The following is a 16928-nucleotide window of genomic DNA, read 5'->3' on the forward strand; positions in this document are numbered from 1 at the left end:
TAAAAATATTAATTAATTATTGGTCGTATTTGATTTTTGTGTTTCGGCTTCTTTTGCTTTTTTCGCCGCTTCTCTTTCTTCTAAAATTTTCTTTCTTCTTTCTTCTAATTCTTTTTTGCGCTGTTCGTAAAGCTTTTGTCTTTCTTCAGCTTTATTTACTGCAGGCTGAGCCGGTGCTGTTCCTTCAGTTGGCGTAACAGTGGTAGCAGGTTTAGCTGTTGTACCATCCGTTTTAGCTGGTTCTGTTTTGGCAGGTTCAGAAACCGTGCCATTTTTTTTGGCATCCCTTTCAGCGGCTAATGCTTTTCTTCTGTCTTCGTATTCTTTTTTCTTGGCTTCCTGCTCAAGTCTTCTGTCCTCAATTAATTTTGCTCTGGCGGCTTTTTTGTCATCAAGAGCTTTTTGTCGGTCTGCCATTGCCGGATTTTCGTCAATTGCATTTTCCAGTTTTTCTTTGGCTTCCTGATCTTTTAATTGTTTTTTAGTCAGTTGTTCACGTTTGTCCGTACGGTTTAAAATACGGATTACCTGATCGCTGATGTCAAATTTTTTATTACTAAAAAGCATTGTCAAATCAGATGATTTGTCAAAGACAAAGTCATAATTTTTTGCTTCGGCAATATCCTGAACCGCAGTAAAAACCTGGTCTTGTATAGGCTTTGCCAAACCTGCTTTTTGATGCATCAGATTTCCGTCAACACCAAATTGCTTTTGCTGATAATCCATCATTTCAGTTTCGAGAAATTTAATCTCGGTTTCTTTCTCGTCAATAAGCTCTTTTGTCAGTAAAGCTCTTTCGGCTTTAAGGCTTTCTTTAAGATTATTGATGTCCAGTTTTTTGGCTTCTATTTCCTGTTTCCACTTTTGAGCCTTTAACTCTAATTGAGCTTTAGCTTCTTTGTAATCGGAAACATTTTCCAAAATATACTCCATATCGATGTAGCCAATCCTTGTCGTTCTTGTTTGAGCCTGACTTGTATTTGCTACAATCAGGGCTAAAAATATAAATAAAAATTGTCTTCTCATAACATTACTTTATTTGAAAATTTTTAACCAACTATTGTTTTTTTAGAATTGTTGCCCGATGATAAAGTGAATCTCTTTACCATGTGCCTTAGTTTCTCCCGGTTGAGGATCGAAACCGTAACCCCAGTCAATACCCAATAATCCAAATGCCGGCATGAATACACGTAAACCAACACCCGCAGAACGGTTCAGATCAAATGGGTTATAAGCTTTAAAAGTTGGGTATGATGAACCAGCTTCTAAAAATGCTAATGCATAAATCGATGCAGAAGCTTTTAATGTAATCGGATAACGTAACTCCATAGAGAATTTGTTATAGATTGTTGCTCCAATCTGTTCTCCTCTTGCATTTACCGGAGTCAAAGAATTGTTTTCATAACCTCTCAATTGTACTGTTTCTCTACCGTCCATCGAGTAGTTTGCCATTCCGTCTCCACCTAAATAGAAACGCTCAAAAGGGACAAGACCTCTCGCCTGATTGTAGGCTCCCATGAATCCAAATTCTGTCAGAGTTCGCAGTACTAATTTACCATAAAGTTTGGTAAACCACTCACCTCTAAACTTAATTTTATAATATTCCAGCCAATTGTATCTTTTTTGATCCACTTTCCCCTGGTCAACATCTGCACTTGCGTAATCAGAACCCACACTTACAACTCCCGATTGCCCGTTTATGATTTCCGTTTTGGTATAATCTCCGGTATTCAATGGCTTGCCATCTGCACCAGATTTTGGAGCTCCTGTGTATTGTGTTTTGTATTCTTTTTGATTTTGCAAATCGCCGTAATCAATTCCGTTAAACAAGGAATAAGGAGGAGTTATTTTTGCAGAAATACTAAAGTCTGAACCATAAGTTGGGAATATTGGGTTAACCCCTTTATTGCTTCTGGAAAGCCCAATAGTATACGCTAAGTTTCTCGACGCTCCGTTACCAAAGGTAAACAATCCTGTGTTATAATTGTTCAAATCATAATGTTGGTAACTTATAGATTGTGATAAAACGAAGTAATCGTCCGGCACAGTAAGCCTTTTGGCCAAACCAACCTGTAAAGTCAGGATGTTGAAACTCTTGCTTTTATCTACATTCCTAGTCTGGAAATTGTTTAGGAATTGTTTACTGTAGGATATAGAAGAACTAAATTGTACTGGTTTTTTTCCTCCAAACCATGGTTCTGAAAATGATACACTATAGGTTTGGAAATAAGTACTTCCCTGTAAACGAAGTGCTACTTTTTGACCATCTCCCATTGGTAATGGCTTGTATGATTCTTTATTGAACAGGTTTCTTGCTGAGAAGTTGTTAAACGATAATCCAAGGGTACCAATGAAACCTCCACCACCGTAACCTCCCTGGAGTTCTACCTGGCTGGATCCTTTTTCTACAACATGGTATTCAATATCAACAGTTCCTGCTGCAGCATCAACATTTTTGAATTTTGGATCGATGGCTTCAGGATCAAAGAATCCTAATTGTCCAATTTCACGAATGGTTCGTACTAACTGCTCTTTACTGTATTTTTCTCCAGGTTTAGTTCTTAATTCACGATAAATTACGTGGTCGTTTGTTTTGTCATTTCCTACAACCGATATTTTGTTGAAATATGCGATCGGACCTTCTGTAACTCTAATCTCAAAATCGATGGTATCGTTTACTGTTTTTACCTCTACAGCATTGATGTTAGAGAATAAATAACCATTGTTTTGGTATAAGTTGGTGATGTCTTCAGCGTCAGGTTTTGTCTTGTCGGCAATACGTTTTTCCAGTAAAACACCGTTGTAAGTTTCACCTTTTTTGATTCCTAAATAACGGCTTAATAATTGATCTGAATAGACCGTATTTCCTAAGAATTTAATATTTCCGAAGTAGTATTTGTTTCCTTCTTCTACATTAATTTTGATGGCCAGCATATTTTTCTTCTTGTCGTATTTAACAGAATCAGAAATAATACGGGCATCACGATATCCTTTTTCTTTATAGGCAGCAACGACTTTTTCTAAGTCAGTTTTGTATTTTTCAGGAATGAATTTAGAAGATTTTAAGATACGAAGTACGTTCTTTTGTTTAGTGTCTTTCATAGCAGCTCGCAACTGATTTCCGCTAAGCTGTTTGTTTCCAGTGAAATCGATACTGCTAATCTTGACCTTATCTCCTTTGTCTACCCGTACAAGCATGTTTACATGATTGCCCGCTGTACTGTCAGGAGTATTGGTAATGGTAACTTTAGTGTTGTAAAAACCTTCTTTTTTATATTTATTTTCAATATAATTTTTAGTTGTCGTGATTAAGTTTTCGTTGACAATTTTGTTTTTAGTCAGATTGTTGTCCTTAATTAGCCCTTCAATTTTATTTTTTTTGATACCAACGAATTTAACTTCATTTAATTTAGGGAGTTCGACAATGTTCAGGTCCAGATAGATACTGTCGTTGTCGATTTTGTTTACATAAAAGGAGATTTCGTCAAAAAGGCCAAGTTTGCCTAATTTTTTAATAGCGCCACTGATTTCTTCACCCGGAACAGCAATTTCCTGTCCTTTTTGAAGACCGGAGAAAGTAACAACTGTTTGTTCGTTAAAGCTTATTTTACCAACAACAGAAACTTTGGCAAGAATATATTTTTTCCCCTGATCAAAAGGAACTCTTTCCTGCGCTTTAATTTGTGAAAAACTACCCAAAAGAAGTAGGGTAAAGACTATTTGTATTCTTTTTTGCAACACTAAAAAATTATTTAATTTGTTCACTGGTTTTTCCAAATCTACGTTCTCTTTTTTGATAACTAATAATAGCCTCATATAAATCTTGGTCTTTAAAGTCTGGCCATAAGACATTAGTAAAATATAGTTCTGCATAGGCGATCTGCCATAGCAAAAAATTACTTATTCTATGCTCTCCACTTGTTCTTATTAATAAATCTACGTCAGGTAAATTTTGCGTGTAAAGATGCTCATTTATAATTGAATCGTCAATAGAGTCTATTGAAATTATATTATTTTTAACTTTATCACTGATGGCTCTAACAGCCTGAACCAATTCTTCTCTTGATCCGTAACTTAATGCTAAAGTTAAAGTTAGGCGGGTATTGTTTTTGGTCTTTTCCATTACATCCAGCAGCTCTTTTTGAGCTGATTTTGGTAATTTTTCAAGGTTCCCGATAGCATTAAGTTTGATGTTGTTTTCCTGCAGGGTTCCAAGTTCTTTTTTTAAAGAATTGATCAAAATTTTCATCAGTGCTTCGACTTCCAGTTTTGGACGATTCCAGTTTTCTGTCGAAAAGGCGTATAGTGTCAGGTATTCAATACCAAGTTTTGCACATGTTTTTATGGTGTTTTTTACAGATTTTGTTCCGTTTTCGTGACCAAATGCTCTTAAAAAACCTTGTTGTTTTGCCCAACGGCCATTCCCGTCCATAATAATGGCCAGGTGTTGAGGTAAATTTGTTTTATCTATTGATTCTAGTAAATTCATTTTTATTATTCTGCGCAATAGCAAGGTTTTTCTCCAAAGGTATAAGTTAAAGTAATACCAGAGAAGACATACCAATCATTATTATTTAAATTTCCAAACTGTAATATGTTTGTGTTTTTTGTATTTGGATTACTGGAATCCATAGCATCTGTAAAAGTATATCGTGCTCCAACTTCGGCTCCCAGAACAATACTTGGAGTGATGTTTGATTTTATACCCAATATAATAGGTATAGCAAACGAATTTGAACTTATAGATTGTGTTACGGTTGGACTTGATGTAAAGCGGTACAATTTGTCGTACATAAAAAAGTTAAGTCCGGAGAAGATATACGGAGTTATTTTTCTGTGATAATCATGCAGATTGAAGTCGAAAAAATTGAATTCCAGACCAGCCGAAAGCTCTTTTACATTGTTTTTAAAGCTATAGCCTCTTCTGTTTCTTCCTGTTTCAGATGAATCGAAATCGTTTCCTGTAACGGTTGATTGTGTATACGAGAAACGATAGGAGTGACGCGGACTTTTATTCCATTTGTACAAGACACCAAAAGCCAGTTTTTCCGGTGCAATATAGGTGGTTTTGCCTACATCTCCTACAAAGTTACTTCCACCTAAAAAAACACCAATCTCATTGATTTGAGCATTTAGTGTGATAAAGGGGAAAAAACATAACAATAAATTAAAAATTTTCTTCATTTAATTCAAAATTGCGTGCAAATATAATAATTATCGATTCGAATCAAAGTTTGTTTAGCTAAATGTGCTTTTTTTTCAATTTACAATATGATTTTGAGCTATTTGGTGATGATTCGCTATATGCAGAACGGGAAAATGTAGTGTTATCGTATAGTGGCAATTCAGAAAAGAGCTTAATTTCTTTTGTCTTCTCCCCAGAGCAGTTTTTTTCTCAATGTTTTAAGGAAAGTTTCGCCCGGTATTTCCACCATTTTTATTTTGAAATCGGTTTTTTTAATTTTTAGAACGGAGTCATTTTTTACAGACGTGATTCTGGAATCTAATGAAACTAAATACTGGTCTTCTCTTCCGGTAACACGAAGTTTGATTTCGGTATTGTCCGGAATGACCAACGGTCTTGCGTTTAAATTGTGCGGTGCAATAGGGGTGATCACTAAGCTTTCGACATTTGGGGTCAGAATAGGACCGCCGCAGCTTAATGAATAACCTGTCGAGCCGGTTGGCGTTGAAATTATCAGACCGTCTGCCCAGTATGAATTTAAATATTCGTTGTTTAAATAGGTTTCAACTGTGATCATAGACGTGGTGTCTTTTCGGCTTACAGTGACTTCATTCATTGCAAAGTTTAAGTCGTCTTCGATGGCTTCGTTTTTAGGATCGCAGGTTAAGCTTAATAAAGTTCTTTCGGAGATCGTGTAATTTTTGTCGATGATGTATTGTAAAAAATTATCGATACTTTCTCTGGGAACTGTTGCCAGAAATCCTAATCTTCCGGCGTTGATTCCTAATATTGGAATTCCTGAGTTGCGAACCAGCGTTGCGGCTCTTAAAATCGTTCCGTCGCCACCAATACTAATGAGCATTTCATAACTGTCGTCTAACGAAGTAGAAGAAGAAAAGGTTTTGTATTCCTTTTTAACGAGTTCTTTTTCGTAGAGCATTTTCAGAAAGTCTTCTTCAATTACCATTTCGACATTATTGGAATTGAAAAAAATAAAAATGTCTTTAATAATGGGGCCTGTACTGTTTTGATAATACTGCCCGTAAATGGCTACTTTCATCTGATGTTTGATCGATTTTTTTGTTTAATCGTTAATTTTCTTCGTCAAAACGATTAAACAATTAACCGATTCAACATATAAACTATATATTAAGATATTTGTCCAGATAATCAGAACGCTCTTTTAAGCTGTTGATATAAGCGTCTTCCTGGTGTTCGGATATGATTTCGTAATTGTATCGTCTAAAAGTCTGAATGATTTCGTTCATAGGACCTACGCCAATTTTTATGGTGATCTGAACATTTTCTAAGTCAGCTTCAGAGACAAAACAGCCAAGGATTTTACCGTTATTACTTTCTATAATTTGAGTAATCTGTCCCATGGAGTAATCCAAAAGTCCTTTTTGAACAATGATAATACCGCCTTGCTCTTTTAAAAAAGGAGTTTCCTGAAAAAACTTCATGATGTCCTCCATTTCATAATAACCAATATAGGTATTGCTTTCGTCAAGAACCGGGATTGTATTAGTATGATTTTTAGCAAATACTTCCAGAACGTCAAGCCAAATCATAGATTTTCGGGCAAAAAAACGTTCCAGGGTATATTTGTAGTCAATGGCTTTTTTATCTGTGTCAAAAGTTTCGACATCATCGGCGGCGATACTTCCAATAAAAATCCCATTTTCTAAAACCGGAAAATGCGAAAAATTCAAATCAGCAAAAAAGTCCTGAACCGATGCTATCGTTTCCTGACTATCAATCGCTCTGAAATCATTGGTGATATAGTTTGTAATTTCTGTCATAAATCTATTGAGGATATTTCATGCAAAATAATCAAAAAATAGCAAAAAACGCTACGTTTTACTTTGTATTTTTGTCGTAACAAATATAGTGCTACCAGAATTAATTATCTATTTATATGACAAAGTTAAGTGTAAATATCAATAAAATTGCAACGTTGCGAAATGCACGCGGCGGAAATGTTCCTGATTTATTAAAAGTTGCAACCGATATTCAGAATTTCGGAAGCCAGGGAATCACGATCCATCCACGTCCGGACGAGCGTCATATTCGCTATCAGGATGCACGCGATTTAAAAGCAATTGTATATACCGAATATAATATTGAAGGAAATCCTCAGCATAATTTTATCGATTTGGTTTTAGAATGTAAACCAACACAGGTGACTCTTGTCCCTGATGCAATTGGGGCTATTACCTCGTCTGCAGGTTGGGATACGGTAGCCAATCAATCGTATCTAACAGAAGTTATTCAGGAGTTTCAGCGTAACGGAATCAGAACTTCGATTTTTGTTGATCCGGTGCTGGAAATTATTGAAGGAGCAAAAAAAACAGGAACAGATCGTATTGAGTTGTATACGGAAGCTTTTGCACATCAATACAGTCTAGGAAATAAAAACGGAATCGATCCTTATGTTGAAGCAGCAAAACTGGCTAATGAGTTGAACTTAGGAATCAATGCGGGCCATGATTTAAGTTTGGATAATATTCAGTTCTTCAAGCAAAACATACCGGGGCTGTTAGAAGTTTCTATTGGCCATGCTTTGATTTCAGAAGCTCTTTACTTAGGTTTGGATAACGTAGTAAATATGTATCTGAATAAATTGAAGTAAGCTTTTATCTTAAAGCTATTTTAAAGAATCTTGCTAGTCAGCTAACACTTGAGTTTGGAAAGGGGATTGATGATAGTAATCTGAGAAATATGCGCTTTTTATAAAGATTTTCCAATTCGTGACGCATTTCGTCACGAATTGAGAAGAACATGTTAAAGGTTGTTATTGTGTCAAATTCGGAAAATAAAACTATGATTACTCATAGAAAACACTTTGTAATTGTTTATTTTCGCACTTTTCTTATTAAAATCAAGTGCCGAAACCAATTATCCTCCTTTTTTTGTTCTGTTTTTCCAATGTATTTGCGCAGTCTAAAGCCAGTATAAGTGGAAATCTAAAATCTTCTGAACGCGAGAATCTCGTTGGAGCAAGTATCTCTTTAAAAACAGAGAATCAACAGTATTATAAGTTATCTGACTCTATTGGTAATTTTTCGCAACAGTTACCACTTGGACGTGTAGAAATTGCCATCAGTCAATTAGGTTATCTTACGAAAATCATTAATCTTCACTTCGAAAAAGATACGATACTTTCAATAGTGTTGGACAAGGATATATCACATCTGAAGGAAGTTATAGTGAGCAATGATAAAAAAAGCCCAATAACGGCTTTATCCGGAGGGAAATTAGTCTTTAATTTAAAAGAATTGTCTTCCGTTCCGACTGTTTTAGGAACTACTGATATTATAAAACTTTTACAGCTGACACCAGGAGTGCAAAATTCAGGAGATGCAAACGGATATCTGTATGTTAGAGGTGGGGATCCGGGGCATAATGCCATTTTGTACGATGGAGCTCCTGTCTATGGAATGTCACACTTGTTGGGGATTTTTCCTTTTTATAATACCGATCATATAAAAGGTGTCGAGTTTGATAAATCAAGTTCGAATGCAAAATATGGAGGACGTTTGAGTTCAACCACACTTTTAATTCCGAATAAAAAAATACCTTCAGAATTGGGGATTCAGGGAAATGTTGGAATTTTAGCCTCACAGCTTACATTAACTGCTCCTTTGGGTAAAAGCTCAGGTTTGTACATTTCAGGAAGGAAAACCTATATTGATGAAATTGTTGCGCCATTATTGCGTTCCGGTTCGGAAAACAATGATGTTCAGAATATGAAATATGGTTTCTCAGACGGAAATTTGACTTTTATTTCTCAGCTTTCTAAAAATAACCTATTTTCAGTCGATGCTTTTGTTAGTGGTGATGAGTTGAAGATCAAAGATGGAAATCTCGCTTTAAATACCAGTTTAAAATGGAGTAACATCACTGTTTCTCCCACTTTGGTTACTGCAATTTTACCAAATGTAAGCATGTCAAATGCATTATATTTCAGTCAATATTCTAATAAGCTGAATATGGAACAGGCAACAATTGAGTTTGGGGTTTCGTCGTATGTAAAAGATTTTGGATTTAGTAATGCTTTTAAATATCAGATAAAAAATGTTCCTGTAGAATCCGGAATACAATATGTACATCATAATTTACAGCCTCAGAAAGTGAATGTCGAGAATTTGACAGATGCTAATAATACTTTTCAAAATAGCACAATCAATGCCAATGAGGCGGCTGTTTTTACAACTATAAGACCAAGGTTTACGGATCGGTTAAGTGCTGAATTGGGTGTTCGGGTTAATTACTATACTTCAGGTTCCCGTGATTCTTATTTGCATTTTCAGCCCAGGGTTTTATTGAATTATCAGTTAAACGAAAAATATTCTTTTTACGGATCTTATAACAGACAATATCAATATCTGAGTCTGATAACGACATCAAGTGTTGGACTTCCTACTGATTTTTGGATTGCCAGTTCAGACGGTATAAAGCCGCAATCATCAGACGAGTTTTCGATTGGTTCTAACCAGAGTATTTCGAAAAATTTTAGCATTTCTTTGGGAGGTTTTTATCGTTCGATGAAGGATCTGCTTGAGTATCCGTATGGCATCACACAGTTTAATGAGGTTACGACATTCAAAAACGATTTGTTGACAGGAAAAGGAAAAGCATACGGATTGGAAGTAATGCTTCGCAAAAGCAATGGGAAGTTTACAGGCTGGCTGAGTTATACATTGAGTTGGTCTGATCGAAATTTTGAGGAACTCAACAATGGAAAAACGTATTTCGCCAAATACGACAGACGACATAATCTGTCAATTGTTGGAATGTATGACCTGAATGCTAAATGGAATTTCGGAATTACACAATTGTTTGGTTCCGGAAATCGTTTTACGATGCCAACATCCTGGTATTTCATCAATAATAATCCGGTTAAAGAGTATTCAGGTTATAACAATGCGCAGATGCCCAATTATATCCGAACCGATCTTTCGGTGAATTATTTTTTCCTGAAAACGAATAAAAAAGAAAGCGCTCTGAATTTCTCCATTTACAATACATTTAATATTAAGAATCCGATTTATGTGGTGCTCAGTGTTAAAGAGAATAAAGATAAAAACAGTGTAATTGTAAAACAGGAAGAAAAGGTTTTGTATCGCATATTACCTTCTGTAAGCTGGAGGTTTAAATTTTAAAAAGATGAAGAAGTATTTATTGTTGCTTGCTGTTATGATAGTGACAAGCTGTTCCAAAGATGATTTTAGTCAGTCAGGTACAGAATCTAAAATTGTAGTAGAAGGCTGGATTGAAGAAGGCGATTATGCTCAGGTTTTGTTATCAAGCAGTATTCCGGTTACCAATACAATTGATTCGACAAATGTCCTGAATCATGTCATACGTTCTGCAAAAATTACAATTTCAGATGGTGTGACCTCAGAGGTTTTAAGGGTTAAGAATGATAAAAACAGAGTGCCGCCGTTTGTGTATTACGGTTCAACTTTGAAAGGAGAGGCAGGGAAAGAATATTCGTTGAAAATAGAGTATCTAAACCGGGTGGTTGAAGCGGTAACCAAGATTCCAAAATCGGTACCTATAAAAAGTGCAGAGTATATAAAGAAGGTTGATACTGATACGACCGGCTATGTTTTTGTAAAGTTTGATGATCCGGTGAATGAAAAAAATTATTATCAGATTGCCACCAGAATAGAAGGAGAAGAACCCATTTTTGTTCCTGCATTTTACGGCAATTTGGACGATAAAAACTTTAGCACTTCGGCGGTATCTGTACAAGTTAACAGAGGAGTTTTACTTTTTCCTAAAACCAAGTTTACACCTTATTTTACAGATGGAGATGTAATACAGGTAAAATTAAGAACACAAAACAAAGAATCGTTAGATTTTTGGAACAGCTGGCAAAATGAAATTGTAAACAGCAGGAATCCTATTTATCCTGCAAACACTAGTTTGAAATCCAATATAAAAGGCGGAATAGGAATTTGGGCAGGCTATGGTCAAAGTACTTTTATGGTAAAGGCTCTGGAAAAAACAAAGCCGTTTTGAAAATATTTTCAAAACGGCTTTAAGTTTATATTTTAAGAGTAATTATCTTTTGAATGCTTTTACGAAATTCTCGAATTTAGTTTCAAGTGCTGTGAAACCTTCTGAGAAATAAGTACTCATTTCTACTTCAGTGTTGTCACTGAATTTTAGATAGTAGATTTCTTCCATGTAAGGTTGTGAAAAAGATTCGCCTTGTGCAGTATTCCATGACCAGTATTTGTTTTGTTCATTCCAAACAGGCAGATTGAAAGTATAGTTGCCTCTTGCTTCTGAACGTTGAATAATATCCGCTATTTTAGTACCGTCTTTCTTAGAAACTAAGATCAGTTTTCTGTTTTTATTGAAAAGAGCAACCAAACCTTCAGAGTATTTTTTCTCGTATGCATTTAAAGCTGTGTAATAGGCCTTGTAATCATTTTTAGGGTTGGTGTTATCAGTTAAATAAGAAGGGCGAACGATACTTTTGTCTAAGGCGATATCATCAGCTGCTTCAGTAGCTAAATCCATATTAGCAACAATAATAAAATTGTCCATTAATTTAATTACACCATTTGCTTTTCCTCTGTACTGAACAAGTTTGTCATTTTCAAGTAAGCCATCGATGTTTGCTGTACTTCCGGCGTTGAAATCAACTAATGTTTTTCCGTTAAAAGTGAAAGTAGCTTTTGAGCTGCTTTCCAGCGCTTTTTTACCACTCATTTCCCAGGCATATCCATCGCTTAAAGTCATTTTGTAAGCAAACTCATCCGGGATTTCTTTTTTGTTAGAGTACTTTGCAGTTTGAGTAAAAGTAGCCGCTGTTGCATTATCGATTGTTAAAGTAGCATCTGCAGTTGCTGGTAAAAAGAAATAGTCGTATACAGATGGATTTTGGATGTATTGCTGTTTGTTAGGGTCATACGTCCAGTTTCCATAAGTATCGATTTTTTTTACTTTGATATCAGATGAAGTACTTTTAGCAGAGAATATTGCGTTGTTTGCTGTTTGTGATGCTTTTGCAGGGAAAACAAACTTTAATTCAGTTGTAGAAGCTGTTTTAACCCAGATTTTTGCAGTATTGTCCCAGGTGTAAATACCATAAACTCCGGAAACATTTAAAATGTCTTCGATTGTGTTGTCATTTTTTCCGTTGAAAATATCAACCTTTCTAAGGCCTAATAATCGGCCTAGGTTTTGTATCGCTTCAATAGCGCCGGAACCTTTTGATTTGTCTAATTGAAGCAACATTTCATTAGCTTCTGCTTCCAATTTTACTTTTTGTTCAGCCGGAGTTAGTTTTGAATAAGGTTGTTTGCTAAGATTTTCAATTTGTTCTGCCAGAGTTTGTTCCTTTGTAGGTTCTTCTTTACTGTCTTCGCTAGAACAGGAAACCATAAGTTGAGAAGCAACTAAGGATACTAAAAATAATTTTTTAATCATGGTTTAGGTTTAAATTAAATAAAAATTTTATTTTGATTTTTAAAGGCGCAAGTTACAGTTTGTATTTGTGCTTTCTTTACGGAAAGCCGTAAAGACGCGAAGTTTTTTAATAAAGTAGCTTTGTAGGGGGTAATTAGTTTAAGAATTCGAGCATAACTTTCTTTACCTTTGTGGGCAGTTTTTAAAACCTAATACAAATGTTATATTCGAAAATAGAAGGAGAAGGAAAACCTTTCGTAATCATGCACGGATTTTTAGGAATGTCAGACAACTGGAAAACACTTGCTGGTCAATATGTCGATGCAGGGTTCCAGGTTCATCTTCTGGATTTAAGAAATCACGGTCGTAGCTTTCATTCAGACGAATGGTCTTATGAAGCAATGGTACAAGATGTGTTTGAGTATTGCCAGGCCAATCAGTTAAATAAAATAGATTTGTTAGGACATTCGATGGGAGGTAAAGTGGCTATGCTTTTTGCGACTACACATCCTGAAATAGTCGATAAATTAATTGTAGCCGATATTGGTCCTCGATTTTACAAACAGCACCATCAGGATATTTTGGCAGGATTAAATGCCGTTGATTTTTCGGTAAAACCAAGCCGAAATGATGTTGAAGCAATTGTTGCGCAATATGTTTCCGATTTTGGTACAAGACAATTTTTATTGAAGAATTTATATTGGAGAGAACCGGGACAGCTGGCTTTCAGATTCAATCTGGCAGTTTTTAATAATAATCTGGATGCTATCGGAAAAGCACTGGCAGATGGTTTGGTTTTCGATAAAGATACCTTGTTTATAAGAGGAGGGGATTCCGGTTATATTTTAGATACAGATTTTGATGCAATACGCGAACATTTTCCTAAAGCTAAATTTGAAACCATTCCCAATGCAGGGCACTGGTTGCATGCCGAAAATCCAAAATTGTTTTTTGAACTGACAGCAGGATTCTTAAAAGTATAATTTTTGATCAAAGAACACTAATTCAATTGAGTTTAAAAGATGAAAGTTTTAATAGTACTGGGTTCCCCAAATTCAGAAACAGGAAATTTGGAACAAGTAGCTCTGGACAGGTTAAAGTATTGTTTAGATATTTTTGAATCAAAGGACAATTGCATTATTTGTACAGGAGGTTTTGGAGAACACTTTAATACAGCGCCACTTCCGCATGCCGATTATGCCATGAAATACTTAATAGAGAACGGACTTAGTGCTGAAAATTTTCTGGAACCTGCCTTATCTGCCAACACCGTAGAAGATGCGGTTTTATCAAAAAAGATATTGGTTCATCATAACTTAAATTCGGTTGTGATCATTACTTCTGACTATCATGTTGAAAGGGTGAAGCTTATTTTTGATGAAATTTTAGGATTTGATCAGATTGAATATGCCGGAGTAACACATGATATTTCGGATACAGAAAAGGAGAAATTACTGGAGCATGAAAAAAAAGCAATCAATGGAATTTTAAGCAAAGGCTTATATTATTAAATTTTACTACTTTTAAATAAATTTTTAAAATCATACCATTATGAATTTACTACTCAGACTTCTTGTTACGGCAGGTTTAGTTTTGTTAATTGCCCACTTTTTACCTGGTGTTCATGTTGCCAGTTTTACCACTGCGGTAATTGTTGCGATTGTTCTAGGGTTGTTAAATGTTTTTATAAAACCAATATTGGTAGTGCTGACATTACCGGTTACACTTATTACTTTAGGCTTGTTTCTGTTAGTAATTAATGCAATCATTATTTTGTTTTGTACCAATATTGTTGGAGGTTTTGCTGTCGATTCGTTTTGGACAGCCTTGTTTTTTAGTGTCATCTTGTCTATTCTTCAGTCCATCACGTATAAAATTATAGGAGACGACAAATAAAATAAATTTATAGAAAGCGTGATTAAAACGTATTCAAATACAATAGATTAAAAACTTGGTTGGGTTGCAAAAATTTTATAATTTTGCGACCCAATTTTATTATGTAAATCAAAGAAGAAAATGGATATTAAAAGAGTAGCAACAGACGCTGTGAATGAAACAATTGTAATGACAGTTGTTCACATGGATTATAAAGGTCAGGTAGCAAAAAGAATAAACGAAAAAATGCCATTGGCTACTGTAAAAGGTTTTAGAAAAGGACAAGTTCCTAAAGACCTTGTTGAGAAACAATACGGAAAAGCAATTAAGCAGGAAGAAGTAAAAAAAGTAGTTGATTTGGCTTTAGAGCGTTTTGTTCAATCTGAAAGATTAAATCTTTTAGGAACTCCACTAGCTAAAGTAAACGAAAACTTTGATTGGGATGCAGAAGAATTAACATTCGAGTACGAAATTGGTTTAGTGCCAAACTTCGAAATTGATTTAGAAGCTAAAAACAATATCGTAAAATATATCGTGACTGCTGATGATAAATTAATCGACGGTCAGGTAGAGCGTATCCAAAAACAATTTGGAAAAGCAATTCCACAAGAAGTGGTAGTAGCTGATTCTGATTTGACAGGAACTTTTACTAACGAAGAAAACGGAATCAACAATACAACTACAATTGCTGTAGCTACTTTCAGCAAAGCTGCCGGAGATAAATTCATCGGTAAAAAAGTTGGAGATGTTGTAACAGTAAGCACAAAAGGTTTATTTGAAGACGATCACCAATTAATGGATTACCTAAAAGTAGGTCATGATAATGTTCACGGTTTAGATATCGAAGTAAACTTTACTATCGAGGCTATCAACGGAGCTGAATTGGCAGAATTGAACCAGGAGTTATTTGATAAACTTTTCGGTGAAGGAAAAGTAGCTTCTTTAGAGGAATTGAAATCTAAAATTAAAGAAGATGCTGAAGCTCAATTTGCGCAGCAAGCAGACCAGAAATTATTATTAGACGTTCAGGAGTTCCTAATCGAAAGCACAAAATTTGATTTACCGGCTGAATTCCTTAAAAAATGGTTACAAACTGTTGGAGAGAAAAAACTTTCTGCAGAAGAAGCTGAAGTTGAATACGCAAGATCTGAAAAAGGATTACGTTTTCAATTAATCGAAGGAAAAGCTTTAGCACAAAGCAACATCCAAATTACATTTGAAGATTTGAAAGGTTTCACAACAAATGCGATCAAACAACAAATGGCTCAATTTGGACAGTTAAATCCTTCTGACGAAGAAGTTCAGACAATTGTAGCAAGAGTTTTATCTAACCAGGAAGAAGTGAAAAGACTTTCTGAGCAGGTAGTAGCTGAGAAGTTATTGGAAATCTTTAAAGAAAAAGCAAATCCAACTACAAAAGAAGTAACTTACGAAGAATTTATTGCTGCTTCATACGGAGAATAATTTCTAAAAAAATAAGTATATTTGAGCGTCAGGAGATTTTTCTGACGCTCTTTTTTGTTTTAAATTTGTTTTGTTTCGGATCTCAGGTTTTCGTTTGATCGGAATTTAAGTAACGTGAAACTTGAAACCTGAAACAGAAAAGTAAGACAAATTGACATTATTGTATAAAAAGGTACGAACTTTGTTTTTACCTGCTTAAGTCGCTTAAAGACTTTAGATTTTCAAACTTTAAACTAAAAATATGAACTACGGTAAAGAATTCAAAAAATTTGCTACAAAGCACCAGGGAGTAAATGCCATGTACTATGACAAAATTATAGCGGCGATGAACCCAACGAATATGACTCCATATATTATTGAAGAGCGTCAGTTGAATATTTCTCAATTAGATGTTTTTTCAAGATTAATGATGGACAGAATTATCTTTTTAGGAACAGGTATCGACGACCAGATCGCGAACATTGTTCAGGCACAGTTATTATTTTTAGAAAGTGCTGATGCTTCAAAAGACATTCAGATTTATCTGAATTCTCCTGGAGGAAGTGTTTATGCAGGATTAGGAATCTATGATACCATGCAATATATCAAACCGGATGTAGCGACAATTTGTACAGGTATGGCAGCCTCTATGGGAGCTGTATTATTATGTGCAGGAGCAGCAGGAAAACGTTCGGCTTTACCACATTCAAGAGTAATGATTCATCAGCCATCAGGAGGAGCTCAGGGAGTTGCAACAGATATGGAAATCAACTTACGTGAAATGTTGAAATTGAAAGATGAATTGTATCATATTATTTCTCAACATTCAGGGCAAACTTTTGACAAAGTGCACAAAGACAGTGAGCGTGATTACTGGATGATTGCCGACGAAGCAAAAGAATACGGAATGATTGATGAAGTATTAAGAAGAGGATAAATTTTTAAAAGATTCTAAGTTGCTAAGACGCTAAGATTCTAAGTGTTCTTTGTGATTTAA

General features: G+C 35.1%; 15 protein-coding genes. 8 read left to right on the forward strand and 7 right to left on the reverse strand.

Annotated elements, in window-relative coordinates; all coding sequences use genetic code 11:
• Nucleotides 1–12: 12 nt before the first annotated feature.
• The 6 genes from ACAM30_RS11580 to ACAM30_RS11605 form a co-directional block, all read right to left on the reverse strand.
• Nucleotides 13–1026, reverse strand: coding sequence for an OmpH family outer membrane protein (locus tag ACAM30_RS11580; protein ID WP_369614805.1), 1014 nt, complete (start codon nt 1024–1026; stop codon nt 13–15).
• 42 nt (nt 1027–1068) lie between these two features.
• Nucleotides 1069–3816: an outer membrane protein assembly factor gene (locus ACAM30_RS11585; RefSeq protein ID WP_369614806.1), complete on the reverse strand. Its 2748-nt coding sequence runs from the start codon at nt 3814–3816 to the stop codon at nt 1069–1071.
• Nucleotides 3749–4489 carry an isoprenyl transferase gene (locus ACAM30_RS11590; protein WP_369614807.1) on the reverse strand — a complete coding sequence of 247 codons (741 nt, stop codon included), beginning with the start codon at nt 4487–4489 and terminating at the stop codon, nt 3749–3751. Before ACAM30_RS11590 ends, ACAM30_RS11585 begins: the two co-directional genes overlap by 68 nt.
• Before the next feature lie 5 nt (nt 4490–4494).
• Nucleotides 4495–5184, reverse strand: a complete 690-nt coding sequence (locus ACAM30_RS11595; protein ID WP_369614808.1) for a DUF6089 family protein — start codon at nt 5182–5184, stop codon at nt 4495–4497.
• Nucleotides 5185–5357: 173 nt separating this feature from the next.
• Entirely contained in the window at nt 5358–6245 is an 888-nt protein-coding gene (locus ACAM30_RS11600) for an NAD kinase (RefSeq protein ID WP_017497923.1), read from the reverse strand.
• 82 nt (nt 6246–6327) lie between these two features.
• Nucleotides 6328–6987 (reverse strand): CBS domain-containing protein, encoded by a 660-nt coding sequence (locus tag ACAM30_RS11605; RefSeq protein WP_369614809.1) that lies wholly within the window; start codon nt 6985–6987, stop codon nt 6328–6330.
• A gap of 116 nt (nt 6988–7103) precedes the next feature.
• Between ACAM30_RS11605 and ACAM30_RS11610 the strand changes: the two genes are divergently transcribed.
• The 3 genes from ACAM30_RS11610 to ACAM30_RS11620 all read left to right on the forward strand — a co-directional run bounded on the left by ACAM30_RS11610 (nt 7104) and on the right by ACAM30_RS11620 (nt 11215).
• The gene (locus ACAM30_RS11610; RefSeq protein WP_369614810.1) at nt 7104–7817 is read left to right on the forward strand and encodes a pyridoxine 5'-phosphate synthase; all 714 of its coding nucleotides are present in this window, start codon (nt 7104–7106) and stop codon (nt 7815–7817) included.
• 253 nt (nt 7818–8070) lie between these two features.
• The gene (locus ACAM30_RS11615) at nt 8071–10350 is read left to right on the forward strand and encodes a TonB-dependent receptor plug domain-containing protein (RefSeq protein ID WP_369614811.1); all 2280 of its coding nucleotides are present in this window, start codon (nt 8071–8073) and stop codon (nt 10348–10350) included.
• Nucleotides 10351–10354: 4 nt separating this feature from the next.
• A complete protein-coding gene (locus tag ACAM30_RS11620; protein WP_369614812.1) occupies nt 10355–11215 on the forward strand; it encodes a DUF4249 domain-containing protein in 861 nt (286 codons plus the stop codon).
• Nucleotides 11216–11257: 42 nt separating this feature from the next.
• Here ACAM30_RS11620 and ACAM30_RS11625 read toward each other — a convergent pair whose 3' ends face one another.
• Nucleotides 11258–12634, reverse strand: coding sequence for a hypothetical protein (locus ACAM30_RS11625; RefSeq protein WP_369614813.1), 1377 nt, complete (start codon nt 12632–12634; stop codon nt 11258–11260).
• Between the two features lie 197 nt (nt 12635–12831).
• Here ACAM30_RS11625 and ACAM30_RS11630 point away from each other — a divergent pair, with 197 nt between their 5' ends.
• The 5 genes from ACAM30_RS11630 (at nt 12832) to clpP (ending at nt 16868) form a co-directional block, all read left to right on the forward strand.
• Nucleotides 12832–13596 carry an alpha/beta fold hydrolase gene (locus ACAM30_RS11630; RefSeq protein WP_369614814.1) on the forward strand — a complete coding sequence of 255 codons (765 nt, stop codon included), beginning with the start codon at nt 12832–12834 and terminating at the stop codon, nt 13594–13596.
• Between the two features lie 39 nt (nt 13597–13635).
• Nucleotides 13636–14124 (forward strand): YdcF family protein, encoded by a 489-nt coding sequence (locus ACAM30_RS11635; RefSeq protein WP_369614815.1) that lies wholly within the window; start codon nt 13636–13638, stop codon nt 14122–14124.
• A gap of 40 nt (nt 14125–14164) precedes the next feature.
• Nucleotides 14165–14509, forward strand: a complete 345-nt coding sequence (locus tag ACAM30_RS11640; protein ID WP_369614816.1) for a phage holin family protein — start codon at nt 14165–14167, stop codon at nt 14507–14509.
• A 120-nt stretch (nt 14510–14629) separates the two neighbouring features.
• Nucleotides 14630–15952, forward strand: a complete 1323-nt coding sequence (locus ACAM30_RS11645) for a trigger factor (protein WP_369614817.1) — start codon at nt 14630–14632, stop codon at nt 15950–15952.
• 241 nt (nt 15953–16193) lie between these two features.
• Complete coding sequence (gene clpP / locus ACAM30_RS11650) at nt 16194–16868, forward strand: ATP-dependent Clp endopeptidase proteolytic subunit ClpP (protein WP_264522764.1); 675 nt, start codon at nt 16194–16196, stop codon at nt 16866–16868.
• Nucleotides 16869–16928: the final 60 nt, after the last annotated feature.

Source organism: Flavobacterium sp. CFS9 (assembly GCF_041154745.1).
GTDB lineage: Bacteria > Bacteroidota > Bacteroidia > Flavobacteriales > Flavobacteriaceae > Flavobacterium.

Excerpts from the sequence above, each read along its gene's own strand:
- ACAM30_RS11580 (WP_369614805.1), bottom strand. The coding sequence starts at position 1,026 with ATGAGAAGACAATTTTTATTTATATTTTTAGCCCTGATTGTAGCAAAT.
- ACAM30_RS11585 (WP_369614806.1), bottom strand. The coding sequence starts at position 3,816 with ATGAGGCTATTATTAGTTATCAAAAAAGAGAACGTAGATTTGGAAAAA.
- ACAM30_RS11590 (WP_369614807.1), bottom strand. The coding sequence starts at position 4,489 with ATGAATTTACTAGAATCAATAGATAAAACAAATTTACCTCAACACCTG.
- ACAM30_RS11595 (WP_369614808.1), bottom strand. The coding sequence starts at position 5,184 with ATGAAGAAAATTTTTAATTTATTGTTATGTTTTTTCCCCTTTATCACA.
- ACAM30_RS11600 (WP_017497923.1), bottom strand. The coding sequence starts at position 6,245 with ATGAAAGTAGCCATTTACGGGCAGTATTATCAAAACAGTACAGGCCCC.
- ACAM30_RS11605 (WP_369614809.1), bottom strand. The coding sequence starts at position 6,987 with ATGACAGAAATTACAAACTATATCACCAATGATTTCAGAGCGATTGAT.
- ACAM30_RS11610 (WP_369614810.1), top strand. The coding sequence starts at position 7,104 with ATGACAAAGTTAAGTGTAAATATCAATAAAATTGCAACGTTGCGAAAT.
- ACAM30_RS11620 (WP_369614812.1), top strand. The coding sequence starts at position 10,355 with ATGAAGAAGTATTTATTGTTGCTTGCTGTTATGATAGTGACAAGCTGT.
- ACAM30_RS11625 (WP_369614813.1), bottom strand. The coding sequence starts at position 12,634 with ATGATTAAAAAATTATTTTTAGTATCCTTAGTTGCTTCTCAACTTATG.
- ACAM30_RS11630 (WP_369614814.1), top strand. The coding sequence starts at position 12,832 with ATGTTATATTCGAAAATAGAAGGAGAAGGAAAACCTTTCGTAATCATG.
- ACAM30_RS11635 (WP_369614815.1), top strand. The coding sequence starts at position 13,636 with ATGAAAGTTTTAATAGTACTGGGTTCCCCAAATTCAGAAACAGGAAAT.
- ACAM30_RS11640 (WP_369614816.1), top strand. The coding sequence starts at position 14,165 with ATGAATTTACTACTCAGACTTCTTGTTACGGCAGGTTTAGTTTTGTTA.
- ACAM30_RS11645 (WP_369614817.1), top strand. The coding sequence starts at position 14,630 with ATGGATATTAAAAGAGTAGCAACAGACGCTGTGAATGAAACAATTGTA.
- clpP (WP_264522764.1), top strand. The coding sequence starts at position 16,194 with ATGAACTACGGTAAAGAATTCAAAAAATTTGCTACAAAGCACCAGGGA.